Raw genomic sequence first — 21,654 nt, forward strand, 5'->3', positions numbered from 1 at the left:
CGGCAATGCGGGCGACACGAGGGCGACCTCGATGCGCCAGAGAGCGATCGGACGAACGTTCGATTGAAGGATGCTTTGACTGGCAGAAAGGCGTCGGAAGCGCCGCGGGGTCCGCGTTGCGGATCGGCCCTTCACGAGGCGGCAGACAGCTGCCGGACGGAACGACCCGTATGTGTGACGATCAGCGCAAGAGGATGGATTTGACGCGATAGACCTGCTCGGCCGGTTCGAACGGTCGCGGCACGGATACCCCGCGACGACATGCGTCGCGCGCGGATATCCTTTCAATCCAGCGTGCCAGCGCGCGATAGGGCGTCATGTCGATGCCGGACCAGGCATGCATGCGCACGCACGCCCACTGGGCGATGTCGGCGATGCTGAAATCCCCGGCGAGGTATTCGTCTGCCTGCAGTTGCGCATCGAGGCGGGCAAACAGCGCGCGCAGTTCGCTGCGCGAGGCACCGCCATTGCCCGCAGGATCGGGCGTGACGCGTCGTGTCACGACGGAAACGCCGCCGGATAGCGGGTTGGCTAAATCCGTAGCGAGCCATTGCTCGACCCGGGCGCGCCCGGCTTCGTCGCGAGGCATCAGGCGTCCGGTCTTGTCGGCCAGATAGAGGAGGATTGCCCGGGACTCGATCACCGCGTGATCACCGGCTGCGCGATCAACGATGGCCGGCACGCAACCGCACGGGCGGATGCGCAGAAAATCCGGCGCTAGCTGCGGATCGCTGCAAGCGTCGACGGGATGCACGATGTAGGGAAGGCGCAACTCTTCGAGCGCGATCGACACCTTCCATCCTTCGGGTGTCGGTGCGGTGTAAAGATCTATCACCTGCGCGTCCCCTGAATCGTCAGCCGGGTCAGGCCTTGGCGCTTGGACGGGCGCTGACTTCGTCGAACCAGCGCTGCAGATTCCTGCAGTCGGCCGGAATCTTGATGTCGGACCAGAAGGCGAATTCGACGCTGCAGAACAACGTGCAGTCGGCGATCGAGAACATGTCCCCCGCAATGAAGCGGTTGTTGGCAAGTTGCTCGTCGAACTTCCGGAAGAACAGCTCCAGGCGCATGCGGCCGCGATCGACCAGCGCGGGGATCTGCGGCACCGGCACAGCGAAGCCGGGCAGACCGCGGTCGATGAAGGCTTCATGCGTGTTACGGAACACCTCGCCAGCCGCCATCATGCCTTCGTCGAACGCACGGCGCTCCCACATTTCGACAACGCCGCGCTCGTAGGCATTGCGGCCGAACATCGGGGGCGACGGATACAGTTCGTCAATGTAGCGCGCGATGGCGATGGACTCACCCAGCTGGCGACCGTCATCGAGTTCCAGCATCGGCACCATGGCCTGCGGAAACCTGGCGATGTAGTCGGGGCGCAGTTTCAGGTCGTCACCACCGACCTCGATGATTTCGATGTCGAGACCCTTTTCCGCGATGCACATGCGGGCGCGTTTCGGATTGGGTGCTGCATGCCAGTCGTACAGTTTCATCGGGGCAATCCTCCTTGTTGTCACAACATATCCGAATGTTCGGCGAGGTACTTGGCCACACCACTGTCTGTCGGCATCACACCGACCCTGCCCTTCTGCCAGCCCGCCGGACACACTTCACCGTTACGCTCGGTGTGCTGTAGCGCATCGATGACGCGCAGGAGTTCATCGATGTCCCGCCCGATAGCGAGACTGTTGACGATCTGGTGCTGCACGATGCCTTCCCTGTCGATCAGGAAGGTGGCGCGCAAGGCCACGCCGGTCGGGCCTTCGACGTCGAAGGCCCGAACAACAGCGTGGGTCACGTCGCCGATCAGCGGATAGCTGAGCTGACCGACTCCGCCCTCGTCCTGCGGCGTCTTCTTCCACGCAAGGTGGGAGAAGGTCGAGTCGATCGAACACCCGACCACATCGACCTGACGCCTCGAGAACTCGGCCATGCGGTGTTCGAACGCAATCAGCTCCGATGGACAGACGTAAGTGAAGTCGAGCGGATAGAAAAACAGCACCACATACCGCCCCCGACAGTCGGCGAGGCGAAACGGCCGGAAATCGTTGTCGGGCCAGACCGCGTTCTCCGTGAATCCGGGGGCGCTACGCCCGACCAGCGCACTCACGCCCGGCCCTTTCCCGATTCACCAAAACCGAACCGTTCAGCACGGAAGGGTCGACGCGCCAGGCTCGCCAGCGTGTCGGGGTCACAGCCTTCCGGATGCCGCCACGCCATCAGGCGCTGGTAACTCGCAAGCAGCTTCATGAAACGCGGCAAGGCGCGATCCTGCGGGGTCGTGTTGTCGTAAAGCTCCATCAATTCGCCCAGTTCGCGTTCGTCGAAGCCGAGCTGCACGGCCGCGGCAGCGATGATCAGGCGGTCGTCGTCGTCACAGCGGAAGCCATCGTCGCCCTCGGGCACGATGATTCCGAGCGCTTCGAACACACCGAAGCGGCTCAGCGGCAGGCCATAGCCTTCGACCAGCTGTTCGCGGCTGAGGGTGCGCCCCGCATCGGCGGGCCGCGCGGCCGACTTCGTTGAAGCGGCCGCCGGTTTCATCGCATCACCACAGGCGCGGTGTGGATCGGAGCGCCGGTCTTTTCCTGCACCTCTTCCAGGCTGACGCCCGGCGCGAGTTCGCGCAGTTCCAGTCCGTCCGGCGTCACTGCGAGCACGCACAGGTCGGAAATGATCATGTTGACCACGCCGACGCCGGTCAGCGGCAGATCGCAGTTCTTCAGGATCTTGTGTTCGCCCGCCTTGCTGCAGTGGTCCATCAGAACGATCACGCGCTGCACACCGGCCACCAGATCCATCGCGCCACCCATGCCCTTGACCAGCTTGCCCGGAATCATCCAGTTCGCCAGGTCACCGTGTTCGCTGACCTGCATCGCGCCCAGGATGGCCAGATTGATGTGCCCGCCGCGGATCATGCCGAAAGAATCGGCGCTGCTGAAGAAGCTGCTGCCGGGGATGGTGCTGACCGTCTGCTTGCCGGCATTGATCAGGTCGGCGTCGACTTCGCTTTCGAGCGGAAAGGGGCCGATGCCGAGCAGGCCGTTTTCCGACTGCAGCCAGACATCCATGCCTTCCGGGATGTGGTTGGCCACCAGCGTGGGCATGCCGATGCCCAGATTCACGTAATAGCCGTCTTTCAGCTCGCGCGCGGCGCGGCGCGCCATGTCGTCTCGTGTCCAGGCCATGTCATTGCTGCCTTGTGGTGAGTTTTTCGATGCGCTTCAGCGGTGCGGTATTCACGATGATGCGATGCACGAAGATGCCGGGCGTGTGGATCTGATCCGGATCCAGCGCGCCGGTCGGCACGAGTTCCTCGACCTCGACCACCGTTACCTTGCCGGCCGTCGCCACCATCGGATTGAAGTTGCGCGCGGTCTTGCGGTAGATCAGGTTGCCCGATTCGTCGGCCTTCCACGCCTTGACCAGCGACACGTCGGCGCGCAGGGCATGTTCGAGCAGATAACGCTGACCGCCGAACTCGCGCGTCTCCTTGCCGTCCGCCACCGGCGTGCCGACACCGGTACGCGTGTAGAAAGCTGGAATGCCGGCGCCACCGGCGCGCAGCTTCTCGGCCAGACTGCCCTGGGGCGTCAGTTCGACCTCCAGTTCGCCGGACAGCAGCTGACGCTCGAACTCCTCGTTCTCGCCGACGTATGAAGCGATCATGCGATGCACCTGACGGTTGCCGAGCAATCGCCCGAGACCCACGCCATCGATGCCCGCGTTGTTGCTGATCACCGTCAGATTCTTCACGCCGCTGTCTGCCACGGCGTTGATCAGCAGTTCCGGAATGCCGCACAGACCGAAACCGCCCACGGCAAGCGTATGGCCGTCGGTGATCAATCCCTTGAGCGCGGTGACCGCGTCCGGGTAAACCTTTTTCATCTGCCTCCTCCTTGTGCCTGCACGCACTTTTGGTCGCAACACTCCGCGTCGGTGTGCCGCCGACCAGCAGTAGCGGCCAGCAAAGCCTGTGCCTGCGCAGGCATGCTGCACCGCACTCATTACAAACCCTTGTTTTTGAATATCAAATACACGTACGTCCGAACGGTGACGACCTGTCCGGACGGTGGGCAGTCCGGAAATCGTCCGTCGCCATCAGTCCGGGGTTCGACTTTCAGCCGACCGATTGCATCCGGATGAGCGGGCATGCCGTAGAGACGGCATCAATGATTAATGCCTGCAACTGCCTGCACAGCGGCTGCATGTGGCCGGGTGCCGCAAAGAACGTGGTCGACCCGGAAACAGGTTGCACGCTAAGGAATCTGATGCTAAATCTTGGATCTATCGAAAGCCCGGTCGAAAGCGGTGCGACGCCCTCGCGGCGACGGCACCCTTCTTCAGGGCATACCCGATGACCGCATCCGCGAACAGCAAGCCGGTGCGACACATGAACTTTCCGGTTTCCGAAGGCATGTACGAGATTCCCGATCCAGCGCGATGCCGTGTCAGCGTGGGGCCGCGTGCCGCGTTCCTTGCCGTACCACACGTCACTGTGCGCAATGTGCCACGAATCTCGTCCAGTGCAGGACACCCACCCCATGCAAGGCTGCCTGACGGCACCGACCTCACCGTCATGACAGCGCAACGCCGCATAGTCCGCCCCCGGTCCGGGAGGCGGACATGTAGGGAGGTCGCGGGCGACACACGTCGCCCTTCAGTCAGACATCGGCCACGACGGAATTCAACAGCCCTCCCCGCTGACGGATTTCACCGGACGCCGATCGTTCGTTTGATCCTGAACCACAGACCAAAGGAGTAGGAGACGATGCAAAACCAAGGCAACCAGACGCCAGGTCGCAGTGCGCTGCGAAAAGGCGTGGCAGGCGCAATCACCCTCGCGATCGGATTGGGCGCGAGCCCGGCCTTCGCGAAGGAGCTTCCCGCAGGCTTCGTGATCAACAAGGAAAACTACGAAAGCATCAAGAACGACACCTTCGAGAACAAGACCATCGCCAGCATGGTCCCGGAAAAGCTCGAATGGATGATCAAGAACTACAACCTGACCATCAAGCTCGCGAACTCGAAGAAGATCGAGATGGATCCGAAGTACGTGGAGTGGTCGAAGAAGAACATCAACACGGTGAAGTTCAACCCGGCTGACCGCACGGTATCGGGCTGGCAGGCAGGCATGCTGTTCCCGGCCGAAACCATCAAGATGGACGACCCGCACGCTGGCGACAAGGTGATCTGGAACCTGCGTGCCGCCACCTACGGCGCCACGATGGACCTGCGCGATATCGCCTGGGCCTTCCTGGATGCAAAGAAGGGCTACGAGCGGGTGCAGGCCTTCCAGTCGCGTCGCTACTACATGGAAGGGCGCCTTGACGGCGGCCCGATCACCGTGGGCAAGGGCGACGTTTCGCAGAAGACCTACTTCGTGGCGACCTACCCGCAGGATATCCGCGGTCTGGGCCTGTTCTCGGTGCGTTACAACCAGGCTGACTCGAAGGTGCCGGATGACTCCTACGCCTACCTGAAGTCGGTGCGTCGCGTGCGTCGCCTGTCGGGCGGCGCGTGGATGGACCCGATCGGCGGCACCGACCAGCTGTATGACGACTGGGACATCTGGGATGCTGCCCCGACGAAGTACAAGTCGAACAAGCTGCTGGAAAAGCGCTGGGTGCTGGCCATCGCGCACAGCCCGGAAATCAGCGTTGACGTGAAGCAGCCCTTCTCCGATCCGGCCAAGCGCTTCCCGCGCATCGGCATCGACATTCCGCCGCACTTCAACCCGGCGCCGGACATCGGCTGGGAGCCGCGTGAAGTCTATGTCGTTGAAGGCATCCCGCCCCCGGAACACCCCTACAGCAAGAAGGTGGTGTACATGGAAGTCGATTTCCCGCGCCCGTATCTGGGCTATGCGGAAGACCGCAAGGGCGAGTTCTGGAAGATGTTCATCTTCCAGAATCGGCCTGACATCGGCGACGACGGCTACAAGGCGGTCATGCCCGTGATCGGACACATCATCGACGTCAAGCGTGGCCACGCCACCAACTGGTCGTCGAACATGAAGTCCAATCCGGCTGGCGTCAAGGAAACCGACGTGTCGCTCAACGTGCTGGAAGAAGTCGCAACCGGCAAGTAAGAACGCCGGCCCTCACCTTGAGGCCCGTCCGTGCTGCGCGCGGACGGGCCTTTTGTTCGGTGGCGCTTGCTGCGCAAATGCAGGGGGCATCCACGATCCCGCGCGCGCTCCGTGCCCCCTGAATGAATCCGCGTCCGGTCCGGAAATCGGTCACCGTGATCGGACGGGGTCCGACTTTCGTCCCTTGATGAACGGCGTCGTCCCGGCATACGGCGCGCAGCCGTGACACCGCGCGTGGCATGGCCCGTGCTTCTTCATTAGACCGCTAATGTAATGAACCCGGTACATACCGGGCACCCCAGGAGACTGCGCATGTATACAAAGGAATTCCACGCCGACTCGCTCGCATGGGAACCCAGCGGAATCGATGGCGTGTACTTCAAGGTGATCGACGGCGAACTCGCGACGACGGCATCCACCGTGCTGTACAAATTCGACGCGGGCTCGTGCGTGCAATCACATCTGCATACGCAGGCCGATGAAGTCGCTTATGTGCTCGACGGTCAGTTCATCGAAAACGGCAAGGCCTATGGTCCGGGTTCGATATTCACGGCACCGGCCGGCACGGCACATGGGCCGCACACGACCGACACCGGCTGCACGGTGATGTTCGTACTGTCGAAGGGCCTGGATTTCATCCCGGCCGAATGATCCCTCCGCGCTGCCGGTGGCGGTAACGGTCCTCGTTGCCGGCAGCGCACCCCCTCTCCCGGCTTCCACCACCTTTCGCCCTGCCTGCGCTGACGGGTGCCGCGGCACCTGATGAAGAAGCCGTGCGCGCGCTTCACGGTGCCGTCTCCTTCGGGATTTCGCCGGTTGCATTCTGCGCCCCAGCCTCATCCTCCGCCTTGCGGCGGGCTTCCGCTTCCTCTTCCGTCTCTTCCTCACCCGAATTCACGGCCGGGATGTACAGCGGAATGTTGATCGCGATCTGCGACAGCGCCGGCACCACATTCACTGCCTGCGGGCGCGTCGGATTCGGCACCCGACCTTCGATCGCGTTGCGCGACTCCTCCCGCCCGCTGTTGTCCGGGTCCGTCGCATTGACCACTTCGTGCAGCGGGCTGCGCGTCAGCACCGTCTCGTCGGTCACAAGACGATAGCGCTCGAGACGCAGCGCAAACTGCCCGTCCGGCGCATTGAGCTGGATATCCGCCGGCTCGATCACCGTCGTCGCGTTGTCCATGTAAACGTTGCTCTGCGGATTGATGAAGCGCGCCTGATTGTCGACCCGGCCATCCAGCACTTCCAGCCAGCCGCGCTCCGTCTCGATCCGCGCGTCCTGCGAATACAGCTGCTCGAAGCGCGTGCCGATCGCGCTGTCGAACGTCAGATCGACCCACCGCGCCATCCCGCCCCCAGGACCCGTCACGTTCATCACCAACGGACCCGCAGTGCCGGTTTGAACGATCCTTGAAGAAATCGAACCGACGCCGATCGACAGTTGCGAATCCACTTCGAGCGTGCCCGCCTCGATGTCGCCATCCGTGATGATGTCGATGGTGTCGCCGCTCAGCCGCTTCACGCTGACGCGGCCGTTGATCGTTTCCAGTCGCACGCCCCGGCCGGCAGTCACCGCGTCCATCAGGATGTCCTGTTCGGCGAACACACTTGCGTTGCCCGAATCGGCCGTCGCCTCCAGCACCATCACGCTGTGGCCGGCGCGCAGATCCAGGTTGCCGCGCACGGCCCGCACGCTGCCGCCGCTGATCGTGCCGATTGCCGTGACCGACGCGTCACCACCGGCCTTCACTTCGCCCACTGCGAGATCGGACGAGAAGTCAGGATCGGCGGCGGTGATGCCCGACAGATGCACGTCCTCCGCCGCGTCGGCATTGACCACGTAACCGTTGCCCGGCGCGACGACCAGTGCCTCGCCCGGCGCACCGATGCTGCCGGCGAGCGAGCGCAGGTCGATGTCGCCCGCTTCCGTCTGCAGCGCCACGACACGCTGCGCGCCGCGGGCATCCAGAATGCTGCCGGCGCTGGTCAGGTGAATGCCGCCGACGCTGGCGAACATTTCGGCCACGCGCATCGGTCCGCTCAGTTCATTCAGCCAGATGCCTCTGGCCGCGCGTGCCGTCAGCGTCGCAGCCGTACCCAGATCGAGGCTGACCGGGCGTGCCGCGCTGCCGATGCTGCCGTGGCTGGCTTCGAGAATGGTGCTGCCGCCGCGCAGATTCGGAACGGCACCCGCGCCGGCATCGATGATGCCGCCTGACACCTTGAGCCGTATCGTCTTGCTGTAGTCGGCACCGCCCCCGCTGGCATCGAGCGACACCAGATTGATGTCGCCCGGCAGCGCCGTGCCGTTGCGCTCGTAGTCGTCGGCCCCGAGGAATACGTGGCCGCGTGCATTCACCGTCACGCTGCCGTCGGCCGTCGTCGACACATCGACGTCATCGCGCTTGAGCACCGTGGCGGTCTTCTCAACCGTATCCACCGCCACGTCATCGGCTTCGGCCGCTGCCAGCTCACGCCGCTCGTCGGCGCTGAGTGTCGACAGTGCAGCGATGCTGACCGTGAATTGCCCCTCGTCGCGTCCGACGCCGCCGGCCGTGCCGGCGGCATTGAGCACAATGTGACGACCCACCACATTGGGCTGTTCGATGCGGGTTTCGGTGTCCGACACCGATTTGTTGTAGATCGCGGCACTGACGCCGTAACGCACCTGGTTGTCGGTCCATGCGTGCGTGCCGTTGGAGATGTCAGCCAGCGTCCGGTCCGTGTCGACCGACCCGACATACTGGAAGTCGGCGTCATAGTCGGGCAACGCTCCGGTGGCCAGCGTCACGCCCAGGCCACCCAGCTTGTCGTGCAGGTCGCGCAGCCGAGGCGGCGCCGCGGCCGCATCGTAGGCGTCGGCCCGGTAGACATAGCTGCCGGCATTGGCGGGATCTTCGATCAGCTGAACGTTGCGCAGCGACCAGTATTCGCGGTACTCGCGGTCGATGCCTGCGCGATGCGCCTTGAGCGCATCGGCCAGACTGTCGGCTGCGCCGTCGGATTCACGCAGTCGCAGGTTCTTCCACACGGCGTCCAGCTCGGCTTCGGCACGCGTATCGCGCGTTTCGTTGCGGTTGCCATCGACGATGCGGCCGTTGCCGGCGGTCAGCGTAACGTCTCCGGTCAGCGATTCGACCTTGTCCAGCTGCAGGTCGCCGTCCGGCTGCAGCACATCGATGTCGCCCATCGCTGTGACGTCGAGCCCACCCTGCAGCGTGGCCTGCGTCTGCACGACGAGCGCCTGCGCGTCGCTGCCGATGCGCCCGTTCAGCGACACCAGCTCGACGCCACCGCCCTGCACCCGCACGGCATCGCCGGCGCCGGCCGACACGATGTCGCCATCGGCCTGCAGGAACACGCGGCCGTCGTCACCGGTGATCGCCTGTGCCACGCGCATGTCGCCCGCTGTTGCGGCAAGACCGATGTCGCCGCCTGCGCTCACGGCATCGATGCTGCCGTTCCCGAGCAGGTTCAGTTGCAGCGGCGCCAGCGCGCTGCCGATGCCACTGGCAGCCCGCATCGTCAGGCTTTCCGTCGTGACGGTGCCGCGCGCGCTTTCCGACGCGATGGCGCCGCCGGGCAGCCCATCTCCCGCCGTCGCATCGAGCGCAACCAGACCGGTCCGGTTGGTCAGGCTGCCGGCAAGAATGATGTCGCCGCGACTGACGATGTCGATGCCGCCGCTGTCATGACCGATGAAACTGATCGGGATCAGGTGGTCGGCCTTGACCGTGTGGGTGTTGTAGCGCTTCTCGCCGAAGTCGCTCCACACCTCGTAGGTGTGCCACTTCCAGATGCAGAAGAACCATGAGCACTTCGAACGTTCCTTCGACCATTCCTGGTAGGACGTCAGGACATCGCGGCGCTGATAGCGATAGGCGTCGTCGCCCAGGGTCGGGTCGAGTCGCGTGTATTCGCCTTCCATCAAGGGCGTCGCGTCCGGATACTCGACGTAGGCCGTGCGATCGGCGATCGACCAGCTGCCCGGGAAGAACCAGAATTTGGTTTCCTTCTCGTAGCGCGCATAGGTGTTCGTCGTGCTGCGCTGACCGGTCACCCAGGTATAGGTCTGGTCCTCGACCGGCGCGTAGCCGGTGCTGCGCGTATTGGTCAGATCGGCGTAGGCCTTCACCTGACGCTCGACCAGCTTGTCGCCCGCCGGCGTGCTTTCGGTCGTCATGATGACATCCGACGTCTGCACATCGGCGCCCAGCCGGGTGACGACGCGGGTGACCGGCGTCAGGCTGTTGTAGTAGGCGCTCGTCGGCGTGCTCGACTGCAGCGGGCTGCTGACGATGGCACCGAGGCCGCCGTTGGCGACCGGATCCCAGCGGCGCAGGTAGTCGGTGATGCGCACGCGGCCTTCGATGTCGTTGCCGGTGTCCAGGCCGCTGATGACGATATCGTAGCCGGTGAGGTTGTCGATATCGAAACGGCCGTAGCCGTCCATGGCCGCAATGCGACCGCCACCGGTGTTCAGGATTTCGCCCAGCAGTTCGAGCTTGCCGCCTTCGACCTTGACCGGCTCCAGTTCGATGCGGTTCAGTTCGGCATTGAAGAAGGCGACGATGTTGCCGTCGGTGCCGGTGATGCGGAAGCGCGGATCGGCCGGCTTCATGCCACCGGCCACCAACGCGTCGTAATTCGTCTTCGCCTGCGCCAGCGTGGTGGCCGTCTTGTACGGGCCGATGTCGAGATTGACGCGCGCATCGGCGTCGATCGTGATCGACCGGTCGGGAAGGCCGCTCTGCAGCAGGCCGTTGATGTTCAGGTAGCGGGCACTGATGAAGATGTTGTTGCCGGCGATGGTCGGCGCACCGTTGCCGATGCGTACGTCGTCGGCCGCGCCGCTGAACAGGCTGCCATCCTCGAAATTGTTGGCGGTTCCGCCACTGCCGCCGCTGGGCGTGCGCGTGCCACCCCACAGGTCGCGTGCGGCGCCGGCCGTGTGATAGAAGGCCGACGGCGAACTGAACACGAAATCGCGACCGGCCGTGATGTTGATCGTTGCCGCCTGGATGTTGGGGGCGGTCAGCGGATTCAACGGGTCCTTCGGCTGCACCAGCACGCTGCCGCGTTCGCTTTCCAGCGTGACGGTGCCGAGCAGATTGCTGATGTCGCCGACCACCTCGATGTCCGGCGCGCGGGCGTCCGCATCGAGCGGAATGTAGGTGTTCCTCACCTCGATCAGCGGCACGGCCGAATCCGGCGCGATGTCGACGTTGCCGAAACCGGCCGTGCCGCCCTTGTTGCGGGCGTTCAGCGCGGCGTTGATGTCGGCCGTCGTCGGGCGGGTGCCCGGCGTGTTCAGGATGGCGACGCTGTTGAGCACCAGCCGCCCGGTCGCATCTTCCGGAATGGTCAGTGCATCGGTACGCAGGAAGGCCGAACTGTTGTTGATGATCCGGATCTGCGCATCGCCCCGCGCCACCAGCTGGCCGCTGCCCGCGAGGTAGTCGCCCATGACATTGATGTTGCCGCCGCGTGCGCTCATTTCGGGCAGGATGATGAAGGCCGCGTCGGACACCGAGGCGGTCGCGCCGCCCGCCGGGAACAGGTCGGCGAGCTGCTGCTCCAGGAAGTTGATTTCGGCGGTCAGCGCCGCCACCGTTTCCGGGCTGCTCGCATCGGCGCCGGTGCTGGTCACGCCCTGATACTGGCCGCGGATTTCCTTCAGCGAGTCGATGCGCGTCTGCAGGTTGTCCTGCAGGTTCTCGATGCGCGCGACCGGCATGTCGAGGCCGTCGGAGCGCGTGATCCAGTACTGCTTCGAATAGGTGTCGTAGACGCAGCCCGCAACGCCGGGCGCCTGGCACTTCGCCTCCTGCCCATCGCGCGGCACCTGCGAACTGAGCGTCAGCGGCACCGCACCGCCACCGGGATCCGTCTCGCTGATGTTCATCCAGCGCTGATTGTGGATGCCGGCGTCGATGAAGCCATTCACCGTCGCACCGGCCTGGGACTGTTCGATGCTGCGTCCGCTGTTCTGCTCGATCGACACGTCGCCGCCACCGAACAGGTTGCTGATGCCGCTGGCAATGGCACTCGCCGCCTGGCTGTACAGGTCACGCGCCACACCATGTCCGTCGACGAGGTGACCGAAGCCCTTGTCGGCGATGAGGCTCACGTCCTTGACGCTGCGCAGGCTGCCGTCGACGACGATGCGGTTGGTCTGGGTGAGCAGGCCGTCCGCGCCCCAGTCCAGGCCGGGTATCGGAATCAGCGAGTTGTTGTACAGGTCCGTGTAGGCGACCGACGAGAAGCGGTTGCGCACGCCGCCGGCATCGCGGCCGGCGCCGAGGTTGATGAAGCCGTCGGCGCGAATGTCCGTCCCGGCACCGATCGATGTCGTCGACCGGCTGTGGATGTCCGATTTCGAATAGCCATCGGCATAGGCCGCCAGACCCCAGGTCTTGGAACTGGCACGCGCCTCGACATCGACGTTTTCGCGCGTCGCAAGATTGAAGTCGCCCACGGTATCGATGACGACATTGCTGCCGATGCGCGCTTCGGTCCGTCCGACATCCCCGGCCGCGGTGGTCAGCGGGTTGATGTTCACCTCGATGATGGATTCGGCGTCGGCGGCACTGATCGCCCCGCCGGCTTCCAGCTTGGCGCGGTCGCGCAGCATCACGTCAGACACCGCATTGAAGTTGCTGCGCCCCGCGTCATCCGGATCGCCGAGCACGCTGACCCGCGCGTTGTCGCCGACCTCGACCCGCGTGATGTTGTCCACCCGCGTTTCGCCGGACCCGGCCGCGCCGCCTGCCAGGCCACCCGCGCCGGCAAACACGTTGAACACGTCAATGACGGCAGACCCTTCCGCGCGTGTGAGCCACGGCTTGCGCGTCTGGTTCAGCGCGTACACATCCAGATCCCAGGTGTTCAGATGCGCACCCGCGCGGATGCCCGCGACCACCCTGGCGTCGATGTCGTTGCGCGCCTGCGCGCCGCTGGCACCGACCACGCCCGCCGACAGCGAATTGACGCGGGAATTGAAGGTCGCCGTGTGATCGGCGCGGACTTCCATGCGCCCGGCGCTGTCCGTGACCAGCGCAGCACCGGCCGTGCCGCCGCCGAGCAGCGCCTGTGTATCGGACAGATTGCGCGTCGACGCCACGGCGGCGGCACCCGCGATGATGCCGCCCGAGCCGGCTTCGGCATCGGCCGAAGTTTCGTCGTGACCGGTCGCGACCACGCTGAGCACGTCGCCGACCGTGCCGGTATTGCCATTGTCGATGGACGCAAGCGTGACCGATCCCGCGACCGCATCCGCCAGATTCGCCCCGAGCGCGAGCAGTCCACCGACGGTGACGCCGCTGGTGACGGCCGTCTGGCGCGTGCGGTTCGATGCGGTCAGCGACGTGCTGTCCGCGATCGCGAGCACATTGCCCGTGCCCATCGTCGCGTTGACCAGCGAGCTGCCGCCGGCGTATGAGTCACTGCCGTTGGCGCCGACCAGCAGCGATCCACCGGTCGCGTTGGCGTACGAGTAGGCGCTGTGGCCCACGCTGCTGCCAACACTGGTGCCAACACTCGGCAGCAGTGTCGCCGCATTCAGCAACAGCGCGCCGGCCGTGATGCTGTTGTAGCGGCCCACCGTTGCATAGGATTGCGTCGACGCCGACGCTTCAGCCAGCGACACGCCGATCGACACGGCGAGCGAGCCGTTGTAGCCGCGGGCGACCGTGCTGACCTGCGGCGTACTGTTGGCGGTGACCGACACCGTCGACCCGGTGCCCGCGATCGTCACCCGATCGGCGATGGCCGCATGGGCCGTTCCCAGCGCGCCGGCACGCGACTCCGAGCCGGAGCCCGCCGCGACACCGCCGGCACCGGCTTTCGATTCGGCGGATACCGTGTCTTCGCGCATCGCCTGTACGTCGAGCAGCCCACCTGCCAGCGTCACGCCGGTTGCGTCGGACTGGGTCGTGGCTGTGTCGCGGCCGCCGATCTGCGCGGTCGTGCTGCCGCTCTTGTCGGCGCGCGCAATCACGATGCCGGCCGCCACCACCCCGACCGCGTAGCCCTCTGCCTTGGCGCGGGCATCCAGCGTGTCGTTGGCGGTCACGCGCACGTCGCCCGCCGCGCTGCTGACGGTCGCCCGGGCGCCTGCCCCCAGACCGGCGCGAACCGTGTTGTTCAGATCGGCGGTCGCGACTGCGGCACCGACGCCGACCAGACCGCCGGCAGCCTGGAAGCTGACGACCTGCAGCGCCGGTTCGGCCTGGACCAGCGGATCGGTGTCCGGCAGTTCAGCTGTTTTCGCGCTCAGTTCGATGTCGCCGGTATCGGCCTGCAGTGAAATCGCGCCGACCGTGGTCGCGCCGACGTTGTGGCGCACGTCGAGCACGCCGACCGACGCACCAACACCGGCCAGACCGCCCAGCGCGATGCCGCCTGCCCCGACTTCGATGCGGTCCTTCTCCGATGCACCGATGCGGATGTTGCCGCCGGCGACCAGCGTGTCGCGGGTGCCGTCGGTATCGATCACGGTGGCCAGCGTGCTGCCCACCGGCGCCGCATTGATCTGGTCCTTCGTCGCGACCTTGCCCGCCGCATTGACGCGCTCGATGTCGGTGTCGGAAAAGCTGTCGGCCGTGCGGACGTTGCCGTCGTCTTCGTCGGTAGACAGCAGATCGCGGTTGGAAAAGCTCTGCGCAGAACTGAGGGTGCCCTCGTTGTCGCCTTCGGTGTTGTCCAGTTCGCCGGACGCGTCGGCGTTCATCGTTGCATTGAGCAGCGTGACCGCGGCCGAGCCACCGATGCCGAGCGTCCCGCCCGCCGCCGCCGCTGCTGCAAGGTTCGACAGCTTGCGCTCGGCCGTCGACGTGACGTCGATGTCGCCACTGACGTAGACATCGCTGTCCCGAATGCTCGCCGATGTCGTGTTGTCCACCTTGGTTACCGAAGCACCCGCGCCCACGCCGGCCATGCCGCCGAGTGCCGCCGCACCGGCCCGGCTTTCGGTCTCGACACTGTCGCTGGCGCTGACGAGCAGGCTCCCGGTGCGATCATCGGTACTGCCGATGTCGCTGTCGATCACCGACGCTTGCGTCGTGCTGCCGATGATGCCGACCGCCACCGCACCGGCCACGCCGGCGAAGCCGCCGCCCGCGCCGCCGACAGCCCAGGTGCGCATTTCAGTGGTGGTGTCTGCGGTGACTGTCACCGCCTCGTCGGCGTCGACTGTCGTGTCCTCGAGGCGCGCTCGCGTGGTGCTGTCATCGAGGCCGACCGCAAACGTGCCGGCGCCGGCAGCGCCGCCCACCGCCAGTCCGCCACCCGCCACAAGGAAGGTCGAAAAGTGCTGCGACATGACGTCGAGCGAGCCGACTTCGAAATCCGCCGCCTGGGCATACGCTTCCGTGGTGCTGGTGAATTTTGCCACCGAGCCGCTGCCGACCACGGCGACCACGCCGCCGGATGCGCCGACCACCACGGATGCCACACCCTGCGCCGACAGCGCATCGATGTCCGCATCGCCTTTCGCAGTGATGTCGGCGCGACGCGTGTTGCCGCCGGAGACCTTGGCGATGGTGTTGCGCTGGAACACGTTGACGTCGGCCGACGCGCCGATGCCCGCCACGCCGATGGCGATGGAGCCGATGAAGGTGTTGCCGTATGCGTGGTCCGCCGCCCGGATGCTGACCGCCTGCAGCGCCGACGCGCCGCTGTTGTCGCCACCGTTCAGCACCGAATCGCTCACCGTGGCCAGCGTTTCGCCACCGATCACGCTCGCGCTCGCGGTCAGTGCAACGCCCGCATACAGCCCGCCGGCCACGTTGGCGACACCGGTGCTGGTGTGATGCGTGGCCAGGGCGTTGACCGCGATGCCGCGCACGCTCACCTTGCCGCGCGAGGCGGTCAGGTCCGGCGCCACGAAGGGATTGCTGGATGAATAGCCGCCGCCTTCGGTATTCATTTCGTCGATGCTGTCACGCAGGTTGGCGCCGGCCACCTCGCCGGTGTTCACGCTGACGCCCGTGCCCTGCTGCGCACGCGCCGCGACCTCGCTGCTGCGGATCGCCGCCTCGGTGGTGCCGGTGATTTCATTCACCGTCACCGATGCGCCCACCCCGGCCGCCGCCAGGCCGATGCCGGCCGCACCGGCCAGAACCGAAATCCGGTCATCGGCTTCGGCCAGCACGGCGACATCGTCGCGCGCCTCGATCACCGCGCCGTTCTCGATCAGCGCACGAGTGTCGGAACTGATCAGGTTCACTGCGACCGAGCCCCCAACGCCGACCTTGACGCCGGCACCGACCCCCACCGATGCCGTCTTGATGGTGGCCAGCGAATCGGCACTGATGACGACACTCGCGACATCCAGACCATCGGTCGTCTTCTTGCCCGACACCCGGGCGAGCGTCACGTTGCCGATGTCGTTCACCGCGACGGCAGCGCCGAATCCGGCGGACAGGCCCAGCCCGACGCCACCGGCCAGCGATTCGATAAGCGAAGTGTCGGTCGCCGTGACCGTCACGTTTGCTTCGGCTGCAGCGACATCGGAGTCAACGATCTCGGCGGTGGTGCGGGTCTGATCGCTGAAGTTGGTCGACGCCGAACCGGCGCCGCCGAAGGTCGATGCGAGACCGCCGGCGACCGACGCCGACTTGATGGTCGACGTGTTGGTCGCCGTCAGCGCCAGCGTATCCACGGTCTCGCCGGTCTGGTCCTCTACCAGGGAGTCCTCGAGTGCCGCCCGCGTCGTGTTGCCGATTTCGTTGTAGGCGACGGCCACACCGACGCCCGCGGTGCTGAGCGAAAACCCGACCGCGCCGGCGAGCGACTCGATCGTCGACAGGTCACTGGCCGACAGTGCGATCGCGCCACCCGACTTCAACACCATCGCGTCGCTCGATGCACGCGTCTCGTTCGTGATCGTATTGATCGTCACTGCGCCACTCAGCGACACGCCGTTCGACGCACTCAGTGCGGCCGCGACCGACGCGATGTCGTTGTCGCTGGTGGCACTCGCCGAAACGCCGGCTGCGCCGCGCACGACTTCGTCATCGCTGTCGGTGTCGTCAGCAACCAGTTCGGCGACGGTATCGGAATCCACGGTGGAAATCGCCACCGCGGCGCCGAAGCCGGCCTTGCCGCCGTAGCTCGCGGCACCCGCCACGCTGCGGATGTCCGAACTGTCACTGGAAATCAGCGACACCGATCCGCCGGTGTCCACCCCGGCGCCGTCGATCGACACCCGCGTGCTGTTGTCCACATTGCTGTAGGCAACGGAACCGGCAACACCGACCTTCTGCCCTGCGGCCACGCCGGCCGACACCGACCACATCGGGCCGCCGTTCCAGGCATCGAGCACGACATTGCCTGACCCGCCGAGCGTCAGCCCCGTTCGGGCGATGGTGGCCTGGGTGATCTTCTCCAGCTGATTCCAGGTGAAAGCGCCGCCCAGGCCTGCGCTCTTGTCCGTGGCGATGGTCAGCGCACCGGCGCCGGCCAGCGCCAGCGCGTCGTTGCGCGCACCCGCATTCAGCCCGTGCGTCAGCGCAACCGACAGGTCGGTCACGCCGTCTGCATCGGTGTTGATGTCCAGCGTCGAGGCCGCCGTACCGGCGACCGACACGCTTGCCAGATCGGCCACGGTCGCGCAGGTCGTGTCATTGACCAGATTGATCGACACGGCAGCCGAAATGCCGATGCCGGATTTGCCCTGTTCGCCCTTGTCCTTCACATTGGTTTTCGAGCCGTCGCCGCCGGGCTTGCCGTCCGTGCTTTCGTCACCGCCGCCGGGCAGCGAGCCGGCCACGGTGAACGCGCCCTGCGTCGCGCCCGTGACCGCCTTGAGAAAGATGTTTCCGGCAGCCGTCAGCACGCCGCCCGACCCGGTTTCATCGGGGCGGTTGCCGATCAATGCGCTCGTGGTGCGGTCGAGATCGTTGATCGCGACGGAAAAGCCGATGCCTATGCTGCCCGACCGTGCCACGCCGCCGGCCACATTGATCGACATGCTGTTGTCGACCGCCTGCAGCACGACGTCGCGTGCATTGACCGTGGTACCCGACGCGATCTGCGCAGTGGTGTGCAGATCGCTGTCGATCAGCGAGAACGCCCCCTGGACCGACACCTTGCCGGCCTTGCCGGCCGCTTCGGCAATGGTCACCTGGTCGAAATCGGTGCCGGCCAGCAGCGCCAGTCCGTCGGCGCGCACGGTCGCGCCGCGCGCGATGGTCGCGTCGGACCCGCCGGTCAGCGTCAGGTGATGATAGGTGCCGCCGAAGCCGGCCGAAGCGCTGTTCGCCCCGCCGTCCGGCAGCGTGGTCAGATCGATTTCCGGCACGCCCGCCAGATTCAGCAGCCCGTGCGACGCGTGCGCGGAAACGGTGACATCCTGCGCCGCCGACAGCGGTGCGGTGCCTGCATTGATCTGCGCCGAACCGATCTTCGCGTTCGCCTGGCTGTCGAGGGTGAAGTAATCGACCGCGCCGGCGAAGGACAGCCTTTCGCTTTCGACGCCACTCTGCACCCAAGACGTCGCGTTGATGGGCTGGCCGATCAGGTCGAACAGATTGCTGCCCAGATTCGTCCACGCGTCGGGGTCGGCCCAGTCCATCGTGTCCAGCGTGTCGTACGCATCGACCCACTGCGTCCAGAACGGCGTCAGCTTCGTGTCGGCTGCGACCGTGATGGCGCCGCCTGCATTCACCGTCGCGCCATCGCCGATCAGCGCATCGGTGCGATGCGTCACGTCGATCACCGCGATCGAACCGGAAATCGCGATCTTCTTCTTTTCTTCCGTCTTCGCCTTCTGTTCGTCGGGCGGCAGCGGGTGGTCGGGATCCGGCGCCTCCAGCGAGCGCTCGTCGACGGCCGCAGACGTTTCGAAAGACAGCGACTCCTCGGCGGCCGCGAACACGTCGACCCGCCCGCGCGAGGTCACACTCGCGCCGGCGGCGATCTCTGCCTTCACCGCGTTGTCGTTCTCGACCCACGCAAAGGACGCCGACAGGCCGAAATTCCCGCTTGAACCGGCGCGCGCGTCCTTGTTCGGCACGCCGGCGACGAAGGCCGTCAGCTTTTCGAACAGCGCCACATCGATCGGGCGGGCGTTGCTGAAACCTTCTTCGGGGTTGGGGTCGCCCGCGGTGCCGGCCGATGCGCCCACCTCGGTCTGCGCGTCGTCAGCCAGCGAGGCCGTCACGCTCACGCGGCCGGCATCGGTCACGATGCCACCCAGCGAAGCGGTCATCGTGGTGGTGTTCACCAGCACAGCAATGCCGGACGAGGCCATGCCGTCCTTGAACGAACTGCCGGTGGCCGACACCTCGATCGACTTGGCACCGGTCGCTTCGACATCGAGCGATGCCGCCTTCTCGATCACCGCCGCGCTGGCCACCATCGTTTCGGACCGCTGGTTCGCGATGCCGACGGCGAAGGCGAAGTTCGCGTACTCGCTGGCCGTCGACAGCATGTTGTTGTAGTGGCCGGTGTTGATCGTGTCGACCTTCACCAGCAGCGTGCTGTCGGCCTGCGAGCGCAGCGTCATCGCACCGCCGGACGACAGCGTGGCGCGCTTGATGTCCACGGTCGCCAGCGCGTCGGTTTCGCCATAGCCGATGCCGAGCACGGAGCCGACCACCCGCATCGAAGCATCCGTTACCGCCACCGATTCGATCTTCAGATCACCGCTCGCTTCGATCCGCGCACCGCCATCGACGTCTATCGTGGCGTGGGCAACCGACACGGTGGCATCGACCACCAGTGCAAGATCGTCGAGGAAGTCGAGCAGCGCATCGGTGTATTCCTCGCCCGTCCACACCCACTTGTCGTTCGCGTCGGCCTTCAGCGTGACGTTGCGCCCCTTGATGGTGGCGTTGTTGAGGGTGATGGACGCGATGGAATCGTCGACCGAGCCGAGCACCGGCGTGGATTGGTTGTCCGTGGCGAGCAGCTGGATGTCGCCCGCGCCCGATGCATAGTCGCCGTCGGCGTGCGCCAGCACCTTGCTGCCGGACTTCAGGTCGATGTGCTTCGCTTCGAAGGTGATGTCGCCGGACGGCCCGACCGAAGCGCCGGTCGAGTGGCTCGCCGCATCGGTGCCGGCGACGCGGCGGCTGGATACCGTCACGTTTTCGTTCACCGTGATCCTGTTGTCCGCCTGCAGCAGCAGGTTGGCACCGGTGACGGTGACGCCGCTGTCCGACCCCGCCGGAATGCCGGTGTAGCCGCCGGCACCGCGCAGCAGGTTCGCGCTGAGCACGATGTTCAGTGGATCGATCAGCACCAGGCCCGCCGCGCCGCCCGCTCTCCCGTCAGCCAGAAACTGACCGCCGGCCAGCTCCACCGTGTCCTTCGCCGAAAACTCGACGAAGCCGCCGTCGCCGCTGGCCCCGGCACTCGCGTCCATCACAGCACCGCTGCGGATGACCGCACTGCGCTCGGCCATCGAATACACGCGACCGCCGTCCGAATCCGCCCCATCTCCGGCCGCCGTCACCATCGCGTCGATGTCGACCAGGATGTCGCGCCCGGCCTTCAGTTCGATCTCGCCGCCGCCGGCACCGCCGCCGCGCGCATCCAGCGTACCGGCGATTTCAATGTCCTCGTCCGCCGCAATGTAGATGCGCCCCGCCCGCTCGACCAGCCGGCTGCCCGCGCTCACACCCTGCGTATTGACGATGTCGGTGAAGTCCGGCGCTCGCCCCTCGAAGCGCGCACCCGTCAGCACCGCGCCGGCCACGCTCACCGTGCCCGCCGACAGCGTCACGCCGTCTGCCGCGTTGATCCGCCCGTCGATGCGGATCGCCGCACTCGACAGCGGCGCCGTACCGTTGAGCAGCTGACCGACTGCGCCGGCGTCCGGCTGACCGTTGACGAAGAAGCGGTCCGCGAAGCCCTGCGTCGGCGTGCTCACCGACAGCGAACCCACATTCACCACGCCACCCGCGCCGACGACAAATCCGTGCGGGTTGGCAAAGAACACATTGCCGCCGATCCGCCCGTCGCGGATCGCATTCAGCGTGCCGTGGATGTCGCTGCGCGCGTCGCGCACGATGTTCACCAGATTCACCGCCCCGCTCGGCACGTGCAGGTTCGCCGTGTGCCCGGCATTGACGTTGAACGTGTTGAACGAGTTGAAACCCGAGTTGCCCGCAATCGTGCCGGTCCGGATGTCCGTCACCGCTCCGGCCGTGCTCACCGTCGTCAGCGTCCGGCCATCGGCCTGGATCGCCTGCGCCCACGCCGCCGGTGACATCAGCAGCGGCAGGCTCGCCATGCCCGCCAGCGTGCAGAAAGAGGGCGCAAGCGCCGCCGATAGCGTGCGCAGGCCAGGCAGACTGGAAGTGGAGCGCGTCGGTTTCATTGCCTGATCCTTTTTCGATCACCAAAGAAACCAATGTGCGCGTGTAGGACAAACTCCTACTTGATCTTGCGCAATGTCACGAGATGTGAAATTTCACGCCGCGATCGTCGGCGATCCGGCAACGAAGATGCACTGAACCGTACCGGCAATCGACCGGACGTCTTCAACTCGGGAATCGGATCCGGCACGGCATTTTTCAATCGCCCGCCGGCGCAAAAGCGGGGCGCCGCGC

General features: G+C 65.8%; 9 protein-coding genes. 2 read left to right on the top strand and 7 right to left on the bottom strand.

The window, feature by feature from the left end; all coding sequences use genetic code 11:
* Positions 1-181 precede the first annotated feature (181 nt).
* The 6 genes from NMQ14_RS19865 to NMQ14_RS16285 are packed head-to-tail and all read right to left on the bottom strand — an operon-like array spanning position 182 to position 3,888.
* On the bottom strand, positions 182-835 hold the full coding sequence (locus NMQ14_RS19865; protein WP_257097784.1) for a glutathione S-transferase: 654 nt from the start codon (positions 833-835) through the stop codon (positions 182-184).
* 28 nt (positions 836-863) lie between these two features.
* Entirely contained in the window at positions 864-1,493 is a 630-nt protein-coding gene (locus NMQ14_RS16265; RefSeq protein WP_257097787.1) for a glutathione S-transferase family protein, read from the bottom strand.
* Between the two features lie 20 nt (positions 1,494-1,513).
* Positions 1,514-2,110 carry a peroxiredoxin gene (locus NMQ14_RS16270; RefSeq protein WP_257097789.1) on the bottom strand — a complete coding sequence of 199 codons (597 nt, stop codon included), beginning with the start codon at positions 2,108-2,110 and terminating at the stop codon, positions 1,514-1,516.
* Entirely contained in the window at positions 2,107-2,544 is a 438-nt protein-coding gene (locus NMQ14_RS16275; RefSeq protein ID WP_257097791.1) for a hypothetical protein, read from the bottom strand. Before NMQ14_RS16275 ends, NMQ14_RS16270 begins: the two co-directional genes overlap by 4 nt.
* Positions 2,541-3,188: a 3-oxoacid CoA-transferase subunit B gene (locus NMQ14_RS16280; RefSeq protein WP_257097793.1), complete on the bottom strand. Its 648-nt coding sequence runs from the start codon at positions 3,186-3,188 to the stop codon at positions 2,541-2,543. Before NMQ14_RS16280 ends, NMQ14_RS16275 begins: the two co-directional genes overlap by 4 nt.
* A 1-nt stretch (position 3,189) precedes the next feature.
* Complete coding sequence (locus tag NMQ14_RS16285; protein ID WP_257097795.1) at positions 3,190-3,888, bottom strand: CoA transferase subunit A; 699 nt, start codon at positions 3,886-3,888, stop codon at positions 3,190-3,192.
* An 883-nt stretch (positions 3,889-4,771) separates the two neighbouring features.
* On the opposite strand from NMQ14_RS16285, the gene NMQ14_RS16290 reads away from it, so the two are divergent.
* Together NMQ14_RS16290 and NMQ14_RS16295 are read left to right on the top strand one after the other, a co-directional pair.
* Positions 4,772-6,091 (top strand): DUF1329 domain-containing protein, encoded by a 1,320-nt coding sequence (locus NMQ14_RS16290; RefSeq protein ID WP_257097797.1) that lies wholly within the window; start codon positions 4,772-4,774, stop codon positions 6,089-6,091.
* 312 nt (positions 6,092-6,403) lie between these two features.
* Positions 6,404-6,742, top strand: coding sequence for a cupin domain-containing protein (locus tag NMQ14_RS16295; protein WP_257080658.1), 339 nt, complete (start codon positions 6,404-6,406; stop codon positions 6,740-6,742).
* Positions 6,743-6,875: 133 nt separating this feature from the next.
* Here the strand turns inward: NMQ14_RS16295 and NMQ14_RS16300 are convergent, their stop codons facing one another.
* Entirely contained in the window at positions 6,876-21,422 is a 14,547-nt protein-coding gene (locus NMQ14_RS16300; protein ID WP_257097799.1) for a leukotoxin LktA family filamentous adhesin, read from the bottom strand.
* Positions 21,423-21,654: the final 232 nt, after the last annotated feature.

The sequence above is a fragment of the Methyloversatilis sp. XJ19-13 genome, assembly GCF_024580155.1.
Classification (GTDB): domain Bacteria; phylum Pseudomonadota; class Gammaproteobacteria; order Burkholderiales; family Rhodocyclaceae; genus Methyloversatilis.

What these genes read in the sequence shown, in the direction of transcription:
- NMQ14_RS16265 (WP_257097787.1), bottom strand. Translation starts at nt 1,493, where the DNA reads ATGAAACTGTACGACTGGCATGCAGCACCCAATCCGAAACGCGCCCGC.
- NMQ14_RS16275 (WP_257097791.1), bottom strand. Translation starts at nt 2,544, where the DNA reads ATGAAACCGGCGGCCGCTTCAACGAAGTCGGCCGCGCGGCCCGCCGAT.
- NMQ14_RS16280 (WP_257097793.1), bottom strand. Translation starts at nt 3,188, where the DNA reads ATGGCCTGGACACGAGACGACATGGCGCGCCGCGCCGCGCGCGAGCTG.
- NMQ14_RS16285 (WP_257097795.1), bottom strand. Translation starts at nt 3,888, where the DNA reads ATGAAAAAGGTTTACCCGGACGCGGTCACCGCGCTCAAGGGATTGATC.
- NMQ14_RS16290 (WP_257097797.1), top strand. Translation starts at nt 4,772, where the DNA reads ATGCAAAACCAAGGCAACCAGACGCCAGGTCGCAGTGCGCTGCGAAAA.
- NMQ14_RS16295 (WP_257080658.1), top strand. Translation starts at nt 6,404, where the DNA reads ATGTATACAAAGGAATTCCACGCCGACTCGCTCGCATGGGAACCCAGC.
- NMQ14_RS16300 (WP_257097799.1), bottom strand. Translation starts at nt 21,422, where the DNA reads ATGAAACCGACGCGCTCCACTTCCAGTCTGCCTGGCCTGCGCACGCTA.